Raw genomic sequence first — 21387 nt, forward strand, 5'->3', positions numbered from 1 at the left:
GCCGTTGAACTGGGAGGACGTTGTGACTGGTGAGGAGCTGGGGGAGGGCCGGGTGCTGACAGCGAACCGGCGCGCCCTGCTGAGCCAGCGGTTGCGCGGGCGTACCGGGGCCAGCAAGGAACGGCCGGGGCCCCTGGGAGACATTCCGCGACGGTCGGCCGGGGAGGCCGCGCCGCTGGCCCCAGTCCAGCACAACTTGTGGGTAGCGGACCGCCTGCTGTCGGACAACTCCACGTTCAGCGTGCACCGTGTTCTGCGCCTGATCGGCACGCTCGACCGTGCCGCCGTACGGCGCGCTCTCGACGCGCTCGTCGAGCGCCACGAGTCGCTGCGGCTGATGTTCCGCGACGGTCAGCCGCCAACGCAGACTGCACTGCCCCCGGCCCCGGCAGCGCTGCGTGAGGTCGACCTGACCGGGCTCCCGCCGGCCGCACGGGCCAACGCAGCCATGCGCCTGGCTGAAGACGAGATCGGCGCGCCGTTTGACCTGGAGCGGGGACCGGTATTCCGGGCTGTGCTCGTCGCCTGCGACGAGGACACACACATGCTGGTCCTCAACCTGCACCACTGCGTCGCAGACGAGTGGTCCTGCGGATTGCTCGGGCGCGAGTTCGGCGCCTTGTACGCCGCCTGCGCCGAGGGCGCCGAGAACCCGCTGACAGTCCTGCCGGAGCTCCCGGCGTCGTACACGGACTACGCGGCCTGGCAGGCGGATCGCCTCTCTGGCGACCTGCTCGCCACGCAGCGGGCCTACTGGCGCGAGGCACTCGACGGCGTACCCCCGGTCTTGGAACTGCCAACGGACCGCGTCCGGCCGGCAACGCCGACCTTCTGGGGCCATGGCGCCCGCCGACTGCTGTCCGCCGAGGCGAGCACCGCCCTGCGAGCCTACGCCCGCGACCAGCACGTCACTTTGTACACAGCCGTCCTCGCTGCGTATGCCGCGTTCCTGCATCGCTGGACCGGCGGACAGGAGCGCTTTTCAGTCCTGACTCCCGTGTCGGGGCGCGTCAGCGCCGCCACAGAACCGCTCATCGGCATGTTTGCCAACACGCTGCCCGTGCCCATGGACACCACCGACGCCCCCGACTTCGCGACGCTGACAGACCGAGTCCACTCTGCCGTCATGGGCGCGCTGGAGCACCAGGACGTCACCTTCGAGCAACTGGTCGCCGACGCCGGTCTGCCCCGGGACGGCTCCCGCAACCCCCTGGCGCAGGTCATGTTCCAGTGCATCGAGGCCCGCGAGCACGTCTGGGAGCTGCCCGGCCTCGTCGTTGAGCGCCCGCCCGTGCGCGCGGCGTCGGCGAAGGTCGACCTGTCCCTGATCGCCGTAAACCTGGAAGAGGGTGTCCGGCTCGACCTCGTCGGCGAGACCTCGCTCTTCGAACCCGCCACGGTGGAGCGCATGCTCGACTCGCTAGTCGAGGTGCTCACGCGTGCCGTCACCGCCCCAGACGTCGCCGTCGATTCCCTGGATCTGCTGGCAGCCGTCGACCGCGACCTGCTGGCCAAAGCGTGGAACCCTGCCGCGAATGCCCCGCCGGATGGCACCGTGTTGGACCTGTTTGGTGCCGCCGTGGCGGCCACCCCCGATGCGCCCGCCGTCGTCTTCGGCGAAGTCACCCTGACCTATCGCGAACTAGACGCGGCCTCTGACTGGGCCGCACGCACGCTGACGCTTGCTGGCGTTGCGCCCGGCGCCCTCGTCGGCGTCCACCTCCCGCGCAGCGAACGCCTAGTCGTCGCGCTGCTCGGCCTGTGGAAAGCCGGCTGCGCCTATCTGCCGCTGCCCCTAGACCATCCGGCTGACCGGCTGGAAGCGATGCTCGAGGACGCCGGGGCCGCCCTGGTCCTCGCCGAGCGCGGTCGGTCCGCCCCCGGCTCGGGACTGCCGGTCCTGCACCTCGAAGACGGATTTGCCGAGTCTGGCGACCCCCGCGCTCTCACGGCCGCCCGCGCCGACATCCCCCCGGTCAGCCTCGCGTACGTGTTGTATACCTCCGGCTCCACTGGCCGCCCCAAGGGCGTCGCCGTGCAGCACTCAGGGGTGCTCAACTTCCTATCCGGTCTGGGGGACCGCCTCGGCTCCGGGCCCGACGATGTGTGGCTGGGCCTGACCGACCTGTCTTTCGACATCTCGGTGGCTGAGATGTTCCTGCCGCTGATCACTGGCGGTCGCGTGGTCCTGACTCCCGAGGGCACGGCACGCGACGCCACCGCCGCGGCGGAGATCGTCCGCACCAACGGTGTCACCCACGTTCAGGCCACCCCGTCCGGTTGGCGCATTCTTCTGACGGCCGCCGCCAGGCTGCCCCGGCTCGCCCTGGCCATGACTGGCGGGGAGACTCTGCCCCCCTCGCTCGCCGCCGACTTGCGACAGACCGCCCGACGCGTACTGAACTGCTATGGGCCCACGGAGACGACTGTCTGGGCAACTTACGACGACGTCACCGACTCCGATGCCGAGATCACTGTCGGCACTCCGACCGCCCACGTCCGCGCCTATGTGCTGGACGCGTCGATGCGGATCGTGCCACCCGGTGTCCCTGGCGAGCTGTACATCGGCGGCGCCGGCGTCGGGCACGGATATCATGCCCGGCCCGCCCTCACGGCTGGCACCTACCTGCCGGACCCGTTCGGCCCGCCTGGCGCGCGCCTTTACCGCACTGGCGATAAGACCGCCCGCCGGCCTGACGGCCGCATCCGGTTCCTGGGACGCAACGACCATCAGGTCAAGATCCGCGGCCACCGCATCGAACTCGGCGAGATAGAAGCCCGTCTGAGCGAGCATCCCGACGTCTCCGACGCCGTTGTCGTGGTCCAGCAGACGCCTTCCGGTGCCAGCCTGGTTGGCTACCACGTCGGTGCCGCCGACGAAGGCGACCTGCGCCGCCACCTCGTCGCTACCCTCCCGGCAGCCATGGTGCCTGCCACATTCGTCCCTCTGGAGAGCATGCCGCTGTCCTCCAACGGAAAGGCCGACCGCAAGCGTCTGCCCGCACCGCGGGCCATCGCGGACGACGACGCGCAGGAACCTCCCGCGGATGGGCCGCAGCGCGTGCTCGCCGGGCTCTGGCGCGACCTGCTCGGCGTTGAGAAGGTCGGCCCCCGCGACAACTTCTTCGCTCTCGGCGGCGACTCGGTCAGCGCCGTCTTCCTGGTGTCCAGGGCCCGTGAGGCTGGCTTCACCCTCACTGCCCGACAAGTGTTCGCCCACCAGACGCTTGCCGAACTGGCTGCCGTCGCCGTCGTGCCCGACACCGCGTCGCAGTGCCCCGCCCCCGTGCCGGAGGACTATCCGCTCGCGGGCCTAGACCGCGCAAGCCTCGACCGCGTCCTTGACGGCACTGATCCCAACGGCGTCCAAGACATCTACCCCTGCACGCCGCTCCAGGCCGGCATGCTTTTCGAGGCCGTCCACGACCCCGGTGGTGACGCCTACTTCATCCAGTATCGCTGGGAGATAGAGGGCGACCTCGCCCCGGACACCGTCGCTACTGCCTGGCAGCATGTGGTCGACCGGCACGATGCCCTGCGCTGTTCCTTCCGCTGGGAGGGACTGCCCCGTCCGCTCCAGGTGGTGCATCGGGGCGTCCCCGTCGACCTCACCGTGCTCGACTGGCGGGACACCCCCGCCGCCGACCTCGAGGCCCGGCTGGAGCGCACACTCGCCGAGGAGCGCCACCGCGGCTTCGACCTGTTTCGCAGCCCGCCGCACCGCCTTCACTTGATCCGCACTGGCCCTGCCACCCACCACCTGGTCTGGCACAGTCACCATGTCCTCGCCGACGGCTGGAGCGTCGGACCCATCGTCAACGAGGTCTTCGCCACCCTCACTGCCCTGCGCCGGGACGGACATCCGCCGCGCAACCTGCCCGCCCCCGTCTCCCACCGTACCTACGTGGAGTGGCTGGAAAACCAGGACCCCCGCGCCGCCGAGCGCCACTGGCGCGAGACACTTGCCGGACTGACCGAGCCCACCCCCGTCCCCGTGGTACGCCCCGCGGACGCAGACCGGCCCCCCGGCCGCGCCCGCACTGTCGAACTCTGCCTGCAACCAGAGCTGGTCGAGGAACTCTCCCGACTGGCACGTGCCCGCAGCAGCACGCTCGGCACCCTACTGCAGGGCGCCTGGGCGGTCCTCCTGGGACGGTGGAGCCGACGCAACGACGTCCTGTTCGGACTCACAGTCTCCGGACGTTCGGTCGACCTCCCGCACATTGAACGCACCGTCGGCCTGCTCTCCAACACCCTTCCAGTCCGGGTCTGCTGGAGTGAGGACGACCGCTTCGGCCCCTGGCTCGCCCGGCTCGGCGCAGAACTCGGCGCGCTGCGCGACGTCGAGCACTGCGCCCTGGTCGACATCCAAGGATGGTCCGACGTACCTGGCGATCGTAGGCTCTTCGACAGCATCTTGGTCGTGCAGAACCTCGCCGCCACCGAGCGCGCCGACCTCGACGGGCTGCGGGTGCGGATGGGCCCGGTGCACCAGAGCAGCGGCTACCCGCTGATGCTGAACATCCGGCTCACCGCCGGCGGGGCGAACGCCGAGCTCATCCACGACGACGCGCGCGTGGACATGGCCGACGCCGAACGCATGCTGGCGTCCTTCGGCCAGCTTCTCGCCTCAGCCGCGGAGACCCCGGACTCTCGCATCACCGACCTCGCGATCCTTCCGGACAGCGACCATGACCTCGTCGTCCGCCGTTGGAATGACACCGCCCGTGCCTACCCCGCCGCTACGACCGTTCCGAGCATGTTCGCCGACCAGCTCGCCCGCACCCCGTGTCAGCCGGCCGTCACCAGCGGAACCGACACCTGGTCGTACGCCGAACTCGACTCCCGTGCCGAAGCGCTGGCGCAGCAACTGAGCGCCGCGGGCGTCCGGCCGGGTGACCGCGTGGCGCTGCGGATGGATCGCTCGGCGGCCCTGTTCGCCGCCGTCCTCGCCGTGTGGCGGGTCCGTGGGACATACGTGCCCGTCGACCCGGAGTACCCCGAGGAGCGGGTGGCCCACGTCCTCACCGACGCGGGCGTGCGCGTTCTGCTTACCGATAGCGACGCAACCGTCCCGTCCGGAATAACAGCGGTCGATGTACGCGCCGCAGTACCTGCGGAGCACGCTAGCGCCTCTCGCGAGGCGTGGCTGCCCCACCCGGACGACCTCGCGTATGTGCTGTACACCTCGGGCTCCACCGGCAGGCCCAAGGGAGTCGAGATCACCCACCGCTCGCTCGCCCTGCTAGTTGCCGCCATGACGGACGTACTTGCACCAGCCTCCCCACAGGTGTGGCTGGGGTTGACCGCACTGTCCTTCGACATCTCCACCGTCGAGATGTTCGTCCCGCTGACCACTGGCGGCCGAGTCGTTGTGGTGCCCGAGGAGGCCCGCTGGGACGCTGCCGCCCAGCGTGCCTTGATCCGCGCTCATGGCGTTACCCACCTCCAGGCCACCCCATCCGGCTGGCGGCTGCTGCTCGCCGCCGGATTCGGCCTGGGTGACGGCGTCTGTACGGGCGTCGTCGGCGGCGAGGCCCTGCCAGGCGCGCTTGCCACCGACCTCACTGCCCGGCTACCGCGCCTGGTCAACGTCTACGGCCCCACCGAGGCCACCGTCTGGGCCACCTACGACGAGGTCGACGGCGACGATGTCACCATCGGCCGCCCCTTGCCCAACGTCACCGCCCATGTGCTGGACGCGTCCATGCGGCCGGTGCCGGCCGGCGTTCCCGGCGAGCTCTACCTTGGCGGAGCCGGCGTCGGACGCGGTTACCGCGCCCGCCCCGCCCTGACAGCCCGTGCCTTCGTGCCCGACCCGTTCGGCCCGCCCGGCGCACGCCTGTACCGCACCGGCGACCTCGCCGCCTACCGCGACGACGGCCGGATCCGGTTCCTGGGACGCACCGACCATCAGGTCAAAATCCGTGGCCACCGCATCGAGCTCGGCGAGATAGAAGAGGTGCTCGCCCGTCACCCCCGAGTGGCTTCTGCCGCCGTGACGGTGTGCCGGGACTCGAACGGCGAGGAGTTCCTCGCTGGCTACGTGGTGGGCGCCTCCCCCGACCCGGCGGAGGTGCGCGCTTACCTGCGCACCGAACTGCCCCGGTCTATGGTGCCCGCTCGGCTGACCGTCCTGGAGCGGATGCCCCTCAACCCGGCTGGCAAGGTCGACCGCCCCGCCCTGCCTGCCCCCGACTCCGCCTTGACCGACACACCCCAGGTCGCCCCGCGGACACCCATCGAGCAGACTCTGGCCACGATCTGGTCAGAGATTCTCGGAGCCGCCGAGGTCGGCGTCCACGACGACTTCTTCGCCCTCGGCGGCAACTCGATGAAGGCGGTCCTGGTCGCCGCCCGCGCCCGGGAGGCTGGGCTGTCCGTCACTACCCGCCGGATTTTCGCCCACCCGACAGTCGAGGCCCTGGCCGCAGCCGCGGCCGACCTTGACTCCGCCCCGGCGCCCACCCGTGAAGCCGAGCCCTTCGCGCTCTGTGGACTAGAACCTGAGACCCTCGACACGCTCCTTGTCTCCGTCGGCCGCGAAGAAGCCGAGGACGTACTGCCGATGTCCCCGCTCCAGACCGGGCTGTTGCTGCACACGCTTGCGGAGACCGGCGACTACGTCCGCGCCTTCGCCGTGGACATCGACGGCGCCTTCGATCCGGCCGACTTCGAGGAGGCGTGGGCCCGCCTCGTTGACCGGTACGCCATCCTGCGGTCCACCTTCCGCTGGGTCGGCCTCCCGCATCCCGTGCAAGTCGTCCACCGCGCCGCGCCGCCCCGCTTCGAACAGACCGATCTGACCGGTCTCCCCCCACAGGAGCGGCAACGGCTGCTGGACGAACTGACCACGGAACACGGGCGGACCGTCTTTGACCTCGCCGCCGCGCCGCCCGCTCGCTTCTTGCTGATCCGCGTCGCCGACGACCACCACCGCTTCGTGTGGACCACCCACCACATCGTGTTCGACGGCTGGAGCCTGCACACCTTGTTCACGGAGGCGTTCGAGACCTACCGCGTCCTACGTGACACCGGCCGACTCCCCGACACACCGGCACCGCCGCCGTACCGGGAGTACCTGCACTGGCTCACGGAACGCAATGCCGCGGACACGCGGGATACCGGTACCGGCCACTGGCACACGGCCCTGGCCGGCTTTACCCGGCCCACCCCGCTGCCTGGTGCCCGCACCACTGGCCACGCCGGTGGGCTATGGAGCGCCCGACGCACCCTCGCCCCCACCCTGCTCGCCGACATCGAGGCCACCGCCCGCAGACGCCACGTCACCGTCGGCACCCTGGTGCACACCGCCTGGGCCTTGCTGCTCGCCCGCACGAGCGGGGAGGGGGACGTCGTCTTTGGCACCACCGTCTCCGGCCGCTTCGGAGACGTACCCGGCGTCGAACGCATGGTGGGCCTGCTGATGAACACCCTGCCCCTGCGGGTCGCCGTCGATTCCGGCCTGCGGCCGGGCGACTTGCTCGCCGACATCCATGCCCGCCTTACTGAGGTCGCCGCACGCGCCCACGTCGCGCTCACCGACATCCGCCGCGCCGCTGACGTACCTGCCGGACGCGAACTGTTCGAAAGCCTCGTGGTGTTCACCGACACCGGCGGTGCCACCCTCCCGCCAGGTGTGCGCTCTGTGGCGGAGGTTGAGGCCCGCCCCACTGGCTACCCGCTCGTGCTGGAGGCCGCGCACGGCGACACGCTCACCCTGGAGGTCGGCTGCGCACGCACACACTACGACCAGGCCACCGCTGAACGCCTGCTCAGCCAGACCGAGGCCCTGCTGGCTGGTTTGTGCGGCACCGCGCACGCCACCGTGGCCGACGTGCCGATGCTGTCCGCCGACGAGCGCTGGCAGAACCTGCACGGCTGGAACGACACCGGCACGCCATTCCCTGACGACCGCACCCTGCACTCCCTCGTCCAGGACCAGGCCACCGCCACCCCGGACCTGGTCGCCGTCCGCACCGCGACCGAGACCCTCACCTACGCCGAACTCAACACCCGGGCCAATCAGGTCGCCCATCGGCTGCGGCGCACCGGCATCGGCGCGGGAGCCCTGGTGGCGCTGTGCACCGAACGCTCTCTTGCTCACGTCGTCGGACTGCTCGGCATCCTCAAGGCGGGCGCCGCCTACGTCCCCGTCGACCCCGAGCACCCCACCTCGCGGCAGGAGTACCTCCTGGATGACGCCGATGCCAAGGCCGTGCTCACTCAGATCCACCTCGCGGGCTCCTTCCCCGGGGACGACGCCACCGCCGTTCCGGTCCTTGCCGTCGACGACCCCGCCGTGTGGGCCGACGAGCCGGAGCACGACCCCGACCCCCTGGCCCGCCCCGCCGACCTGTGCTCGCTCTATTACACCTCCGGCTCCACCGGCGCCCCCAAGGGAGTCGCCTCCCACCACGCCGGTTGGGTCAACAGGATGGCGTGGATGCAACGCCGCCACGGCCTGCGACCCGGCGACGCCGTGCTCCACAAGACGACGCTCACCTTCGACGACGCGGCCGTGGAGATTCTTTGGCCGCTTCTGTACGGCGGCCAGGTCGTCCTGCTGCCCCCCGGTGCGCACCGCGACGCACACGCCATCGCCGACGCTGTCGCCGCACAGGCCGTTGTCCACGTGCAGTTCGTGCCGAGCGTCCTGGAAGTCTTCCTGGACGTGCTGACCCCGGCGTCGGCCGCCCGGATGACCGCCCTGCGTTCAGTCCTCACCAGCGGCGAGGCCCTGCGGCCGGGCCTGGTACGGCGGTTCCGAGAGCTGTTCGGGGACCGTGTGAGCCTGGACAACACCTGGGGCGCGACCGAGGTGTCCATCGACTCCACCTGCCGGGTGTGCACCGCCGAGGACGCCGCCGCCGACAACGGAGCGGTCGCCCTCGGACTGCCCATAGACAACAACACCGTCCACGTTCTTGACCAGAGCCTGGCCCCGCTGCCCATGGGCGTCACCGGCGAACTCTTCATCGGCGGCCCCGCACTGGCTCGGGGCTACCACCAGCGCCCCGCGCTGACAGCTGAACGGTTCGTGCCCGACCCCTACGGACCGCCCGGTAGCCGGCTCTACCGGACCGGGGACCTGGGCCGCCGCCGCGCCGACGGCGTTCTGGAGTTCGTCGGCCGCAACGACCACCAGGTCAAGCTGGGCGGCGTACGCGTCGAACTCGGCGAGGTCGAGGACGCCCTGCGCCGTATTCCCGGGGTCCGCGACGCGGTCGCCGACGTCCGGTTCGTGGACGGCATGAAGTTGCTCGTCGCCTACTTGACGGGCGACAACGCCGACCCCGATCGCATCCGGACCGCGCTCCGCGCCGAACTGCCCGGCGTGATGATCCCCCGGGCCTTCGTCTTCCTGGACGCCCTCCCGCTCAACGCCAATGGCAAGACCGACCGTTCCGCCCTGCCCGACCCGCAGCCCGACAGCACGGCGAGTGACCCGGACACCCACGTCGCCCCCCGCACCGCAACCGAACAGGCCATTGCGGAGATCTGGGAGCGCGTTCTACGGATTCGGCGGATCGGCGTCCACGACAACTTCCGCGACCTGGGCGGCGACTCGATCCTGCTCATCCATACGGTGGCCCGTGCCCGCGAGGCCGGCCTCACCGTGACTCCACGTATGGTGTTTGACCACCCCACGGTCGCAGCACTCGCCGCCGCCGCGGACGCCGAGGCCACCCGCGGCCAGATCCCCGTTCATGCCGAACAGGGCCGGATCACCGGTGAGGTCCCTCTGGGACCGATCCAGGCCCACTACGCGGACCTCGGCCCCCGCGACCGTTTCAATCAGACGCTTTTGCTGCACGTCGACCCCTCCGTGACCGCAGATACCCTGCGCGCAGCCCTGCGAACGCTCGTCGAGCACCACGACGCTCTGAGGCTCCGCTGGACCCGCGACAAGGACGGCTGGCATCAGTACCTCACCGACGATCCCGCTGGCGACGACCCGCTGCTCGTGACCACAGACCCGGCCGGTACCGACACCGCCGTCGAGGTGGCGCACGCCGGACTCGACCTGGCCCGCGGGCGCCTGCTGCGGGCCGTGCTGGACGAATCGACACGTCGCCTGCTGCTCGTGGTACACCACGTCGCCGTCGACACCGTCTCCTGGACCATCCTTGCTGAGGACCTCGCCACCCTGTGCGCCGGCGGACGGCTGCCCGCCAAGACGACCTCCGTGCGTTATTGGGCCGAGCGGCTCGCCGGGCACGCGGAGAGCGAGGAGTTCCGGGCCGAGGCCGCTTTCTGGACCCTGCCCCGGCCCGCCGTCGCGCCCCTGCCAGTGGATCGCGCTGAGGGCCGCGACACCGAGGGCCGCTCCCGCACCGAACGGGTCGTCCTGCCCGCCGCGCTCACCGATGCGCTGCTGCGGCAGGCCGCCGCGGCCTACAGCGCTGAGGCCGAACACCTCATGCTCGCCGCTCTGGCGGACACCCTCACCCGGTCCACCGGCGGCGGCACTTGCATCGTCGACGTCGAACGCCACGGCCGGGAGCCACTGTTCGACGACGTCGACCTTTCCCGCACCGTCGGCTGGTTCACCAGCGTGCAGCCACTCGTCCTGACCCGTCCCGCCTCCGGCGACCCCGGCGACTGGGTGGCTGTGGTCGCTGAGCACGTACGCACTCCCGGAGACCGTGGCATCGGTTATGGCCTCGCCCGCCACCTGCGCCGCAGCGACCCCCGGCCGACCGGGCCCGGCGCCCAGGTCTCCTTCAACTACCACGGCCGCCGGGACACCGCCCCGACCGACGGTGCACTGCTGCGGCCCATGCCGCACACCCTCGGCACGCCGGTTGACCCCGACCAGGCGCGCTCGCACCTCCTGGAGATCGACTCGGCAGTCCTCGCGGGCGAACTTCACATGGAGTGGCGCTACGCCGGAGACTTGTTCGACGCCGCCACCGTGCGCGGCCTTGCCGAGGACACCGTGCGCCGACTCACCGCGCTGGTGAAGCGTGGCACCGCGCCTGGCGCAGTACGACGGCCCGCAGAACCGTTCGTCGCCCGGCTGTTTCCCGGCACGCCCGTCCCGCTGCCGCCGATGCTGCGCCACCGGGTGCCCGGCGTGGGCATCGCGATGATCGCCGACGGTGAGCTGCGCGGCGCGTGGGGGTTCGGCACCCTCGGTGCTGACGACCCCACCGCGGTCGACGACCGCACCCTCTTTCAGGTCGGTTCCGTCAGCAAGCACGTCACTGCGCTGGCCGTGGTCCGACTGGCGCAGGAGGGTCGCCTCGACCTCGATGCCGACGTCAACGCCCTGCTGACGTCATGGCGGCTGCCCGGCGAAGGGGTTACCCTGCGCCACCTGCTCACCCATACCTCGGGCCTCGGCGCCCAGGACTATCACGGCCACCGGTTCGGCGAGCCGGTGCCATCCCTCCGCGATGTCCTCGACGGCCGCCCGCCCGCCCCGACCCAGGCAGTCCGGCCCGACAACCCGCCCGGCTCGCCGTATCTGTACTCGAGCAGCAACTACAGCGTCGTCCAGCAGGTCCTCCAGGACGTCACGGGACAGGACTTCGGCCTTCTGATGCGCTCCCTCGTCCTGGACCCATTGGGGATGACCGACAGCGACTTTGCCCTTGATGCCCCCCGGCGCCACTGCGGGACTGTCGCGCGCAACCACGACACGACGGGCCACCCCTACCCCGAGGGCCCGCACCTGTACCCGCAAGCAGCGGCCGGCGGCCTATGGTCCACCCCACGCGACGTGGCTCGCGTTGCCGTCGAGATCCACCAGGCCATCACTGGCGGGCCCACCGCCTTCCTGCAGGCCGGGGCCGCCGCCGAGATGCTTCGCCCCCACCCTGGCACACCCGGTGGCCTCGGCGTGGTCGGCAAACCGTACGGCGACCGCCGCTGGTTCGGCCACACAGGAGGCGTGCCCGGTTTCCGGGCCCTGACCTGGTCGGACCCCGACCGCGGCAACGGACTGGTCGTCATGGCCAACTCCGACGCCGGCGAGGACTTTCTGCGCGAGCTACTGCACGAACTGGGCGTCGGACTGGAGAACGCACGATGGTGACGATCGACGAAGCATTCCGGCACTGGGTGAACCGCACCCCGGACGCCACTGCATTGCACGGCGACGACGCGCAGCTCACCTATCGCGAACTGGACACGGCAGCCACCCGTCTAGCGGACCGCCTGCGCCACCTCGGCGTACGGCACCAGGAGATGGTCGGCGTGGCGGCCGTGCCCTCCACGCAGTTCGTGGTGAATGTCCTTGCCGTCCTGCGGGCAGGAGCCGCGTACGTGCCGTTCGACCTGGGCTATCCCGCTGAGCGGCTCGATCACATGCGCCGTGACAGCGGCATCCGTGTCATCATCGCCGACTCCGGTGAAGACCTGCCCGCCGGCCTAGCCGACTGCCGGATCGTCGACCCACACCATCCCGCCGGCGACACCACCCCAGTCGGTCCCCTGCCGGACCCGGTGCCACCGACCTCGGGCGACCTCGCCTACGCCATGTACACCTCCGGCTCGACAGGCCTGCCCAAGGCCGTCCTGGTCGAACAGCGCAACGTCACTGCCTTCTGCCGCGCCCAGGACCTCGCCGACCTCGGCCCCGGTCGCACCATGCTTCAGAGCAGCTCCTTCTCTTTCGACGCCTCCGTGCTTGAGATCTGGGGCACGCTCCTCAACGGCGCCTGCCTGGCCTTCCCACCGGAGGACGTGCTGTGCGCCGCTGACCTCGCCCACGCCGTCGTGGCTCGCAAGGCCACCGGTTTGTGGCTCTCCGCCGGGCTTTTCCACCAGCTCGTTGAGGAGGACCCAAGAGCGCTCGCCCACCTGCGCAACGTCGTCACCGGCGGCGACGTCGTCTCGCCCACCCAGGTGCGGCGCGCCCTCGCCGCCAACCCGGGCTTGACCGTCACCCATGTCTACGGACCGACCGAGACCACCGTGGTCGCAGTTCGCCAAATCCTCACCGATCCCACCCGGTTGGAGTCCCCGTTGCCCCTGGGCACCCCGCTGCCCGGCGTCCGCATCCACGTCGTTGACGAGGAGGGCCGCCCGCTGCCGACGGGGGAGACCGGTGAACTCCTCATCGCTGGCGACACCGTCTCGCGCGGCTACCACGATCGTCCCGACCTCACCGCCCGCCGCTACGTCCCCGAACCCGGGACGGGCCGTCGCGCTTACCGCAGTGGCGACCTCGGCCGGCTGCGCCCCGACGGCACAGTGGAATTCGCCGGTCGCGCCGACCATCAGGTGAAGATCCGCGGCTACCGCATCGAACCCGGCGAGATCGAGGCCGCCCTTGGCGCTCTCGATGGCGTGCGCGCCAGCCTGGTCGTCGCCCGCCCCGCGCCCCCGGGCGACAAGCGCGTCGTCGCCTACGTCGTGCCCGACACTCGAGTCCGGCCGACCGCGGCCGGCCTTCACCGAGCCCTCGCCGACCGGTTGCCCCAGCACATGCTGCCAGCCGAGTACGTGGCCCTCCACGCCCTGCCCCTTGACGCCAATGGCAAGGAGGACCGGCGCCGACTGCCCGAACCCCAGTGGGGGCGAGGCGTTCTCGCTGACCTGGACCCCGCCACCGCGCCTCACCCCGCCACGAGAGGACCTAACTCACCGTGACCGCCGCCGTCGGCCCCACTGGGGTCCAGGTACCGCTCAGCCGAGACCAGGAACGTACCTGGTTTGTTGACCAGCTCAGCAGCCATCCTTCGGATTACCTCATTCCGCTGCGCCTGCACCTCGTCGGTCCCCTCGACCGGCGGGCTCTGCGCCGCGCGCTGACCGCGCTGGCTAACCGGCACGAGGTGTTGCGCACCGCCGTCGTCCCGCACGGTGAGACGCCCACCGGACTGGTCCTGCCCCCCGAGTCCGTCACTCTCCGCGAGACTGACGCGGCCGACCCTGCCGAGCGTGACCGCCTCCTGGCAGCGGAGGCCACCGCCCCCCTTGACCTCGCCGCCGGACCGCCGCTGCGCGCCTTGCTGGTGTGCCACGGACCCGAGGAACACACCCTCGCCCTGACGGTCCACCATGTCGCTGCCGACGACTGGTCCTGTGCTCTCCTCTACGAGGAACTCGCCGCCGACTACGCGGCCTTCACCTCGGGCGCCGCCTCCCCGGTGCCGCCGCTGGCCGAGCCCTACCGCACCGTCGCCGCCAGGCTGGACGAGCGGGCCGCCGCCGAGGCCGACGACGGGGGACTGGAGCACTGGCGCGACATCCTCGCCGACCACATCCCGTTTGAGCTGCCCGGCGATCAGCCGCGGCCCACGGTGCGCGCCGGGCGCGGCGCCGGCCGCACCGCCTTCGTGCTGGAGCCCGCGGTGGCTGACCGGCTAACCGCGCTCGGCCGCTCCCTCGGTGCCACCCCCGCCATGCTGCTGACCACCGCCGTCCAGACCGTCCTGCACCGCTACACCGGCCGAGACGACATCACCACTGGCACCACCTACGCACGCCGTGACGACCCTGCAACCGAACGCCTCGTTGGCGTCCTGATCAACATGCTCCCGCTGCGCGGACGACCACACCCGGATCTGACCTTCGAGGACTACGCCCGGCAGATCCGCGACGTCGCGCTCGACGCCTACGACCACGCCGAAGTCCCCTTCGACCGGATTGTGGAGGAGATCGCCCCCGAGCGCGACCCCGCCCGCACCCCTCTCTTCCAGATCCTCGTCAACTTCCGCAGCGGCCGCCGCCGCGCCCCCCGACTGCCGGGCCTGACGGTGACCGAACTGCCGATGCCGTTCGAGGGGGCCAAGTACGACCTCTGCGTCAGCTTCGAGCACGTCTCCGACGGCCTGTGGTGTGGCGTTAACTGGGACACCGACCTCTACGACGCCACCACCGTCGACCGTGTTACCGGCTGGTTGGAGCGGCTCCTGCGGCATGTCGCTGTGGAATCCGGAACCCGCCTCGACGACATCCCGCTGTTGTCCGACGCCGAACACGACGGGGTGCGCGCCTTGTCGTTGCGTTCGCCTGTCGACATCCCAACCGCGGGGCTGCACGACCTCGTCGCCCGCCGCGCCGCCGCCGCCCCCGACGCGGTTGCCCTGGTCGCCGACGACGGCACCACGACGACGTACGCCCAGCTGGACACTGCCGCCAACGCTGTTGCCCACGGCCTCGCCGATCACGGCGTCGGCCCCGACACACCCGTGGGCCTCCTCCTAGACCGGTCGGTGGAGATGGTTGTCGGTCTGCTGGGCATACTCAAGGCGGGCGGTGCCTATCTGCCTATCGAGACCGCCACGCCGGCTGCCCGCGTCGCCACTCTCCTCACCGACGCCGGTGCCTCCGTCTGCCTCACCGCACCCGAGCAAGTTGGCACCGTTACAAGTGCGGGAGCCGTCGCACTGACCGTCGATCCGCACGCCTCTGCCAGCCCACTACCCGTCACCACCCACCCCGATGACCTGTGCGCCGTCTACTACACCTCCGGATCCACCGGCCGCCCCAAGGGCGTGGCCTGCACCCATCGCGGCTGGGTCAACCGGATGACGTGGATGCAGCGTCGCCACGTGCTTCGCCCGGGTGAGACCGTCCTGCACAAGACGACGCTGCCGTTCGACGACGCCGCCGTGGAAATTCTCTGGCCGCTTATCGAAGGCGGCACTGTCGCCCTGCTGCCGCCCGGACTGCACCGCGACCCCCGGGCTCTTGTCGACGCTGCGGTGCGCCACCGCGCAGTGCACGTTCAGTTCGTGCCGAGCGTCCTCGAACTGTTCCTTGACGAGCTGACCGCGGAGGACATCGGCGCCCTGCGCCGCCGACTGCGCAGCGTCCTCTCCAGCGGCGAGGCCCTGCGCCCCGCACTGGTACGCCGCTTCCGCGACGCGTTCGGCGACGCCATCAGTCTCGACAACACCTGGGGAGCCACCGAGGTGTCCATCGACTCCACCTTCCACGTCTGCGAAGCGACTGACACCGAAGGCACCGGCGCGGTCCGGCTCGGACGCCCCATGGACAACAACGAGGTGCTCGTCCTGGACCACCGGCTCCGCCCGCTCCCGCCCGGCGTTCCCGGCGAACTGTGCATTGCCGGGATCGGACTGGCCCGAGGCTACCTTGGCGACCCGGCTAAGACCGCCGGCGTCTTCGTCCCGCACCCTTACCGCCCCGGCAAACGCGTGTACCGCACCGGAGACAGGGGGCGGATGAACTCCGACGGCACCTTCTCCTACCTGGAACGGATGGACCGCCAGGTCAAAGTGCGGGGCGTACGCGTGGAACTTGGCGAAGTCGAGGCCGCGCTGCGCGACCACCCCGCCGTCACGGACGCCGCGGTAATCGCCCGCCGTGCCCTCGCCGGTGACCTGCGGCTCGCCGCGTACATCGCCGTCGACTCCGGCACGACGGCCGCCCAGGTCCGCGAGAACCTCATGGCCCGGCTGCCCGGCTACGCGGTGCCCAGCACCATCACCGTGCTGCCGGAACTGCCCCGCTCCGCCAGCGGCAAACTCAGCCCGGCAGCGCTGCCCGATCCCGATCCCGCCGACCAGCCGCAAACCGACCACCTTGCCCCCCGCGATGAGACCGAACGCATCATCGCGGAGATCTGGTCGGAGGTGCTCGGCATGCCCCGGCTCGGCGTACTCGACGACTTCTTCGGCCTCGGCGGTCACTCCCTGCTGGCCACGCGCGCCGTCAACCGCATGCGGCAGGCGTTCGCCACCCACCTGCCGCTCAGCGTGATCTTCGAGTGCCCCACCATCGCCGCCGCGGCGGAGCGCATCCACGACTTGGTCCTCGCCGAGATCGAGGCCATGTCCGACGACGAGGTACAGCGCTTGCTCGCCGACCCCGCCGATTCCCCCGTCCCTGCGGACAGTGAACGAGGTACGACACGATGAGCACGCCCCTGTTGCACGAGGCGTTCCTGGCCCACGCCGCACGCACGCCCGACGCCCCGGCTCTCCTGTGGCGCGGCGACACCATTACCTACGGCACCTTGGAGCGCCGCTCGGCCGACCTCGCCCGCCGGATCGCCGCCGCAGACCTGGGACCGGACGGCTTGGTCGGCGTCTGCGTCAGTCGCGGACCAGCTCTGGCCATGGCCCTGCTAGCTGTGATGCGGGCGGGTGCCGCCTGGGTCCCGCTGGATCCGGCCTATCCCCAGGATCGGCTTGAGTACATGCTCCACGACTCCGGCGTCCGCCTGGTCGTCGCCGACGACGTCTCGGCTGCCCGACTCCCCGATGGCGTTCGTCTGCTGGACCCTGACGGGCCGGCCCCGGTCGGCACCCCGCCCGCGGACACCCTGCCAGCCCGTACGCCCGGCGACCTCGCCTACGTCATCTACACCTCGGGCTCCACCGGCCGTCCCAAGGGCGTCCTCGTGGAACATGGGACCGTCGCGGCCACCGTCGCCGGCATGCGCACCGAGTGGGGCGTCACCGCCACCGACCGGGTCCTGCAGTTCGCCCCGTCCAGCTTCGACGCTTCCGTCTGCGAGCACGGCATCGCCCTCACCGCTGGCGCCGCCCTGGTCCTAGCCGATGCTGACAGCATCGTCCCCGGACCAGGCCTGGTCGACCTGCTGGCCCGTAGTGGCGCCACCGTCGCAGTTCTCCCCCCATCGGTCGTCGCTGCCCTGCCCGACACGCCGCTCCCCGCCCTGCGCACCCTTGTGTGTGCGGGTGAGGCCCTGCCCGCAGAGGTCGCCGCCCGCTGGGGCCGCGGCCGACGCATGATCAACGCCTACGGCCCCACGGAGACTTCGATCTGCGTCACCACTGGCGACGTCACCGGCCCCGGCGCCCCCGACATCGGCCATGAGCTGCCCGGCGTTTACGTTGACCTTCTCGGCCCTGCCGGGCAGCCCGTGCCGTCTGGCGAGGTTGGCGAGATGATCGTCTCCGGCGCGGGTGTCACCCGCGGCTACCTCGGCCGACCGGCTCTGACCGCCGAACGGTTCGTGCCCGTCGCGGGAGGCCGCCGCGGCTATCGCACCGGCGACCTGGCCCGCCTCCTGCCTGACGGCCGCATCGCCTACGTCGGCCGCGTCGACCACCAGGTCAAGGTTCGCGGCTTCCGCGTCGAACCCGGTGAGATCGCCGAGGTCCTGCGCGCCCACTCGGCCGTCGCCGACGCCGTCGTCGTCCCCCGCGACGGGATCCTCGTCGGCTACGTAGCCGCCCCCGACACGTCCGCCGATCCGCTGGAACTGCGAGCCTGGTGCGCCCGAACCCTGCCCGCACACATGATCCCCAGCGCCGTCGTAGTCTTGCCCGCCCTGCCCCTTACTCCGAGCGGCAAGGTGGACCGCGAGGCCCTGCCCCCGCCCGGCCGTGCCAGCGCTGGGCTCGCCGGAGACCGCGAGGCGCCCGCCACCGCAGCCGAGCAAACCGTCGCCACTCGCATGTCCGAACTGCTCGGCGGTACGGACGTCGGAGCCACAGACGACTTCTTTCAGCTCGGCGGTCACTCCCTTCTGGTGGGCCGCCTCGCCGCCCGGCTCCGCGACGACCTGGGCGTCTACATTTCCCTCGACGACCTCTTCCACGACGCGACTCCGCGCGCCGTTGCGGCCCTCGCCGAAGCGAACAGCACCCCCAACCCTGCCCGGAGCACCGCGCCCGCCCCGCCTCCACTCCGGCCCGCCGACCGCACCCGCCCGCTGCCGCTGTCGTACCCGCAGGAACGCATCTGGTTCCTCGAACAGATCTCACCCCTCAATCCCGCCTACCGCGTCCAGGCCGCGCTCCACCTCACGGGCGCACTGGACCTTGCTGCACTGCGCGCCGCGCTCACCGAACTCGTGCGCCGCCACGAGATTTTCCGCACCGCCTTTCGGGAGGTCGACGGAGCCCCAGCCCAGTGCCCCGTCGATATGACTGACATCGACGTGGACGTGCCCCTGGTGGATCTCTCCGAGCTGTCCGAGAGCGCGCGTGAGGACGCCTGGCGGGACCTAGTCGCCCACGAGAAGGACCGCCCCTTCCACCTCGACCAGCCGCCGCTCGTACGCTGGGTTATTGCCCGCACCGCCCCCAACGCTCACCGCCTGCTGCACCTCGAACACCATCTCGTCCACGATGGCTGGTCGTTCGCCGTGTTCATCGATGAGCTGACGCGCCTCTACGCTGTGTTCGCCGAGGGCGCTCCCGCGCTGCCAGAGCCCGACCTCCAGTTCGCCGACCTCGCCGCCTGGCAGCGCGGCTGGCTCACCGGCCCGGTCCTTGACCGCTATCTCGACCACTGGCGTGCTGCCCTCGCCGGTGCTCCCGCCGCCCTGGAACTGCCCACCGACCGGCCCCGCCCGCCGGAGTTCACCTTCCGCGGTGATGTTGTGCGATTTGAGTTCGCCCCCGACGAGTACGCCCTGCTGCGTTCCCGGGCTCGGGAGGCCGGCGTCACCCTTTACTCCCTGATGCTCACCGCGTTCGCTGCGCTGATGTCCCGCTACAGCGACCAGGACGACTTCGTGCTCGGTGTCGGCGTCGCCAACCGCAGACTCACCGAGGCCGAGCCGCTGATCGGCATGATGGTCAACACCGTGCCGCTGCGGGTTCGCCTCGACGGCGACCCCACCTTCCGTGCCCTCCTCACCAGGGTGCACGCCACCGCCGTCGAGGGCTACGTCTGGCAGGACATACCGCTGCAGAGCCTGGTCAAGGACCTTGTACCCGTTCGGGACCTCTCCCGCAATCCGATCTTCTCCGCCCTGTTCAGCTTCCACGACTCTGCCGTACCCGACCTCGACTTCGCCGGACTTCGCGGTCACGTGTCCGTGGAGCACAACGGCTCCGCCAAGGCCGACCTGAACGTCGTCGTCATTCCGCGAGCAGAACAGCGCGCGAGTCTCGGCCCTAGTGGTGAGGACGACTCGATCACCGTCCTGTGGGAGTACGCGACCGACCTGTTCGACACCGCCACCATGCGCCGGATGGCACAGGCCTACCAGGATCTGTTGCGAGCAGTCCTCGACGACCCGGACAGGCCTGTATCCCGGCTGCCCCTGAGTTCGGCCGCCCCGGACGCCTCAGCCGCCCCCGCCATCGGCCCCGGTGTGCTCGAACAGGTGGAGCACCACCTTGCCCAGCGCCCCTGCGACCCGGCACTGACGATCGGCGCGCACACGCTCACTTATGGCGACCTCGGTGTCCGTGCGGACACTCTCGTCCACCGGCTCACCAAAGCGGGCGCGGGGCCCGGACGGACCGTCGCGATACGCCTGCCCGCGGGAGCCGACCTTGTTGTCTCCCTACTCGCAGCGGCGCGAACAGGCGCAGTGTGCACGGTCCTCGACGCTGACGAGGAGCCAGACGCTGCGGCGGTGCTGGTAACGGCTGCCCTTCACGGTGACCTGGTCCGGGTGACACCGGCCCTTGAAGCAGATGGGAAGGAACCGGACAGCTCAAGCCCCCGGCCACGGTCTGAGCCCTCGTCCGAGGCCGACACGCTAGCCGTCGCGGACGGAGCTGAGGTGACGCTCGGCGCCCTTCGGTCCGCCCTCGCAGCCCTGGATGCCCTCCGTCACGGACCGGGGCAAGTGCTTCAGGCCGCCGCGGTGACCAGTTCGCTGTTCCTTGTCGAACTCTGGACGACACTGGCCCGGGGTGGCACCCTCGTCGTCCCGGAGACGCCCGTTGACTCCGCCACGGGTCTTGCCGCGCTACTGCGCGCTCGCGTGGCACCGTTCACCGCGCTCATACTGCCCGACACCGTTGCCACCTCCCTACTTGCACACCATGACGGTGCCGTCGCCGAGGGTACGGAGGCCCTGCTGGTGCACGGCTCCAACACCGACCCATCCGCGCTGAGCGCCGCGGCAGGCGTTTGCCGCCTCGCGACTGGATGGGGCACATCTGCCCTGCCTTTGGCCTTCACCCGCGACTATCCCCCGAAAGCCGCGCGCGACGCCCTTGTCGTCCCCGTTGGCACCCCGGCCCCCGGCGTCACTGCCCTGGTCCTGGACACCCATGGCACCCCCGTTCCCCTTGGAGTTCCAGGTGAACTCCACCTCGCTCACAGCGAGTCGGGACCGCCCCGGCCCACTGGACAGCGTGCCCGTCGCACCGCCGCTGGCGAGTTTGACGTACTCGGACCGGTCGGCGCCTGGCCGATGGTTTCCGGTTTCCGGGTCGTCCCCCAGGAGACCCGCGCTCGGTTGACCGCTCATCGCGCGATCGCCGAGGCCGCCGTCCTGACCGCCGACGGCGAACTCCGGGCCTACCTAGTCCCACGCACGGGTGACCGTGTCCCCGACGATGGCGACCTCGTCGAATTTCTCGCTGGATGGCTGCCCGATTACCAGATCCCGAAGCGTTTCATCCCTGTGCGCGCGCTGCCCCCGAATCCGGCCCGTGTCTCGCGGTGAGACCGGTAGCCCGAGCGTGACCACAGCCCAGGTTACGGTCCCCACGATCTCGAGGAAGTCATGCCTTACGGTGCCTC

Annotated in this window: 4 protein-coding genes; all 4 read left to right on the plus strand. The window is 70.8% G+C overall.

Annotation, left to right across the window (positions count from 1 at the left end):
• Positions 1 to 22 precede the first annotated feature (22 nt).
• From OG963_RS43960 to OG963_RS43975, 4 genes are read left to right on the plus strand one after another with little or no spacing between them, the layout of a single operon-like run.
• Positions 23 to 12043 (plus strand): amino acid adenylation domain-containing protein, encoded by a 12021-nt coding sequence (locus tag OG963_RS43960; protein WP_371800411.1) that lies wholly within the window; start codon positions 23 to 25, stop codon positions 12041 to 12043.
• The gene (locus OG963_RS43965) at positions 12037 to 13602 is read left to right on the plus strand and encodes an amino acid adenylation domain-containing protein (protein ID WP_331750237.1); all 1566 of its coding nucleotides are present in this window, start codon (positions 12037 to 12039) and stop codon (positions 13600 to 13602) included. Before OG963_RS43960 ends, OG963_RS43965 begins: the two co-directional genes overlap by 7 nt.
• A complete protein-coding gene (locus OG963_RS43970) occupies positions 13599 to 16841 on the plus strand; it encodes an amino acid adenylation domain-containing protein (RefSeq protein ID WP_331750240.1) in 3243 nt (1080 codons plus the stop codon). The genes OG963_RS43965 and OG963_RS43970 overlap by 4 nt, the downstream gene beginning before the upstream one ends.
• Positions 16838 to 21310 (plus strand): amino acid adenylation domain-containing protein, encoded by a 4473-nt coding sequence (locus tag OG963_RS43975; protein ID WP_331750242.1) that lies wholly within the window; start codon positions 16838 to 16840, stop codon positions 21308 to 21310. The genes OG963_RS43970 and OG963_RS43975 overlap by 4 nt, the downstream gene beginning before the upstream one ends.
• Positions 21311 to 21387 lie beyond the last annotated feature (77 nt).

Origin of the sequence: Streptomyces sp. NBC_01707 (genome assembly GCF_041438805.1) — a bacterium.
GTDB lineage: Bacteria > Actinomycetota > Actinomycetes > Streptomycetales > Streptomycetaceae > Streptomyces.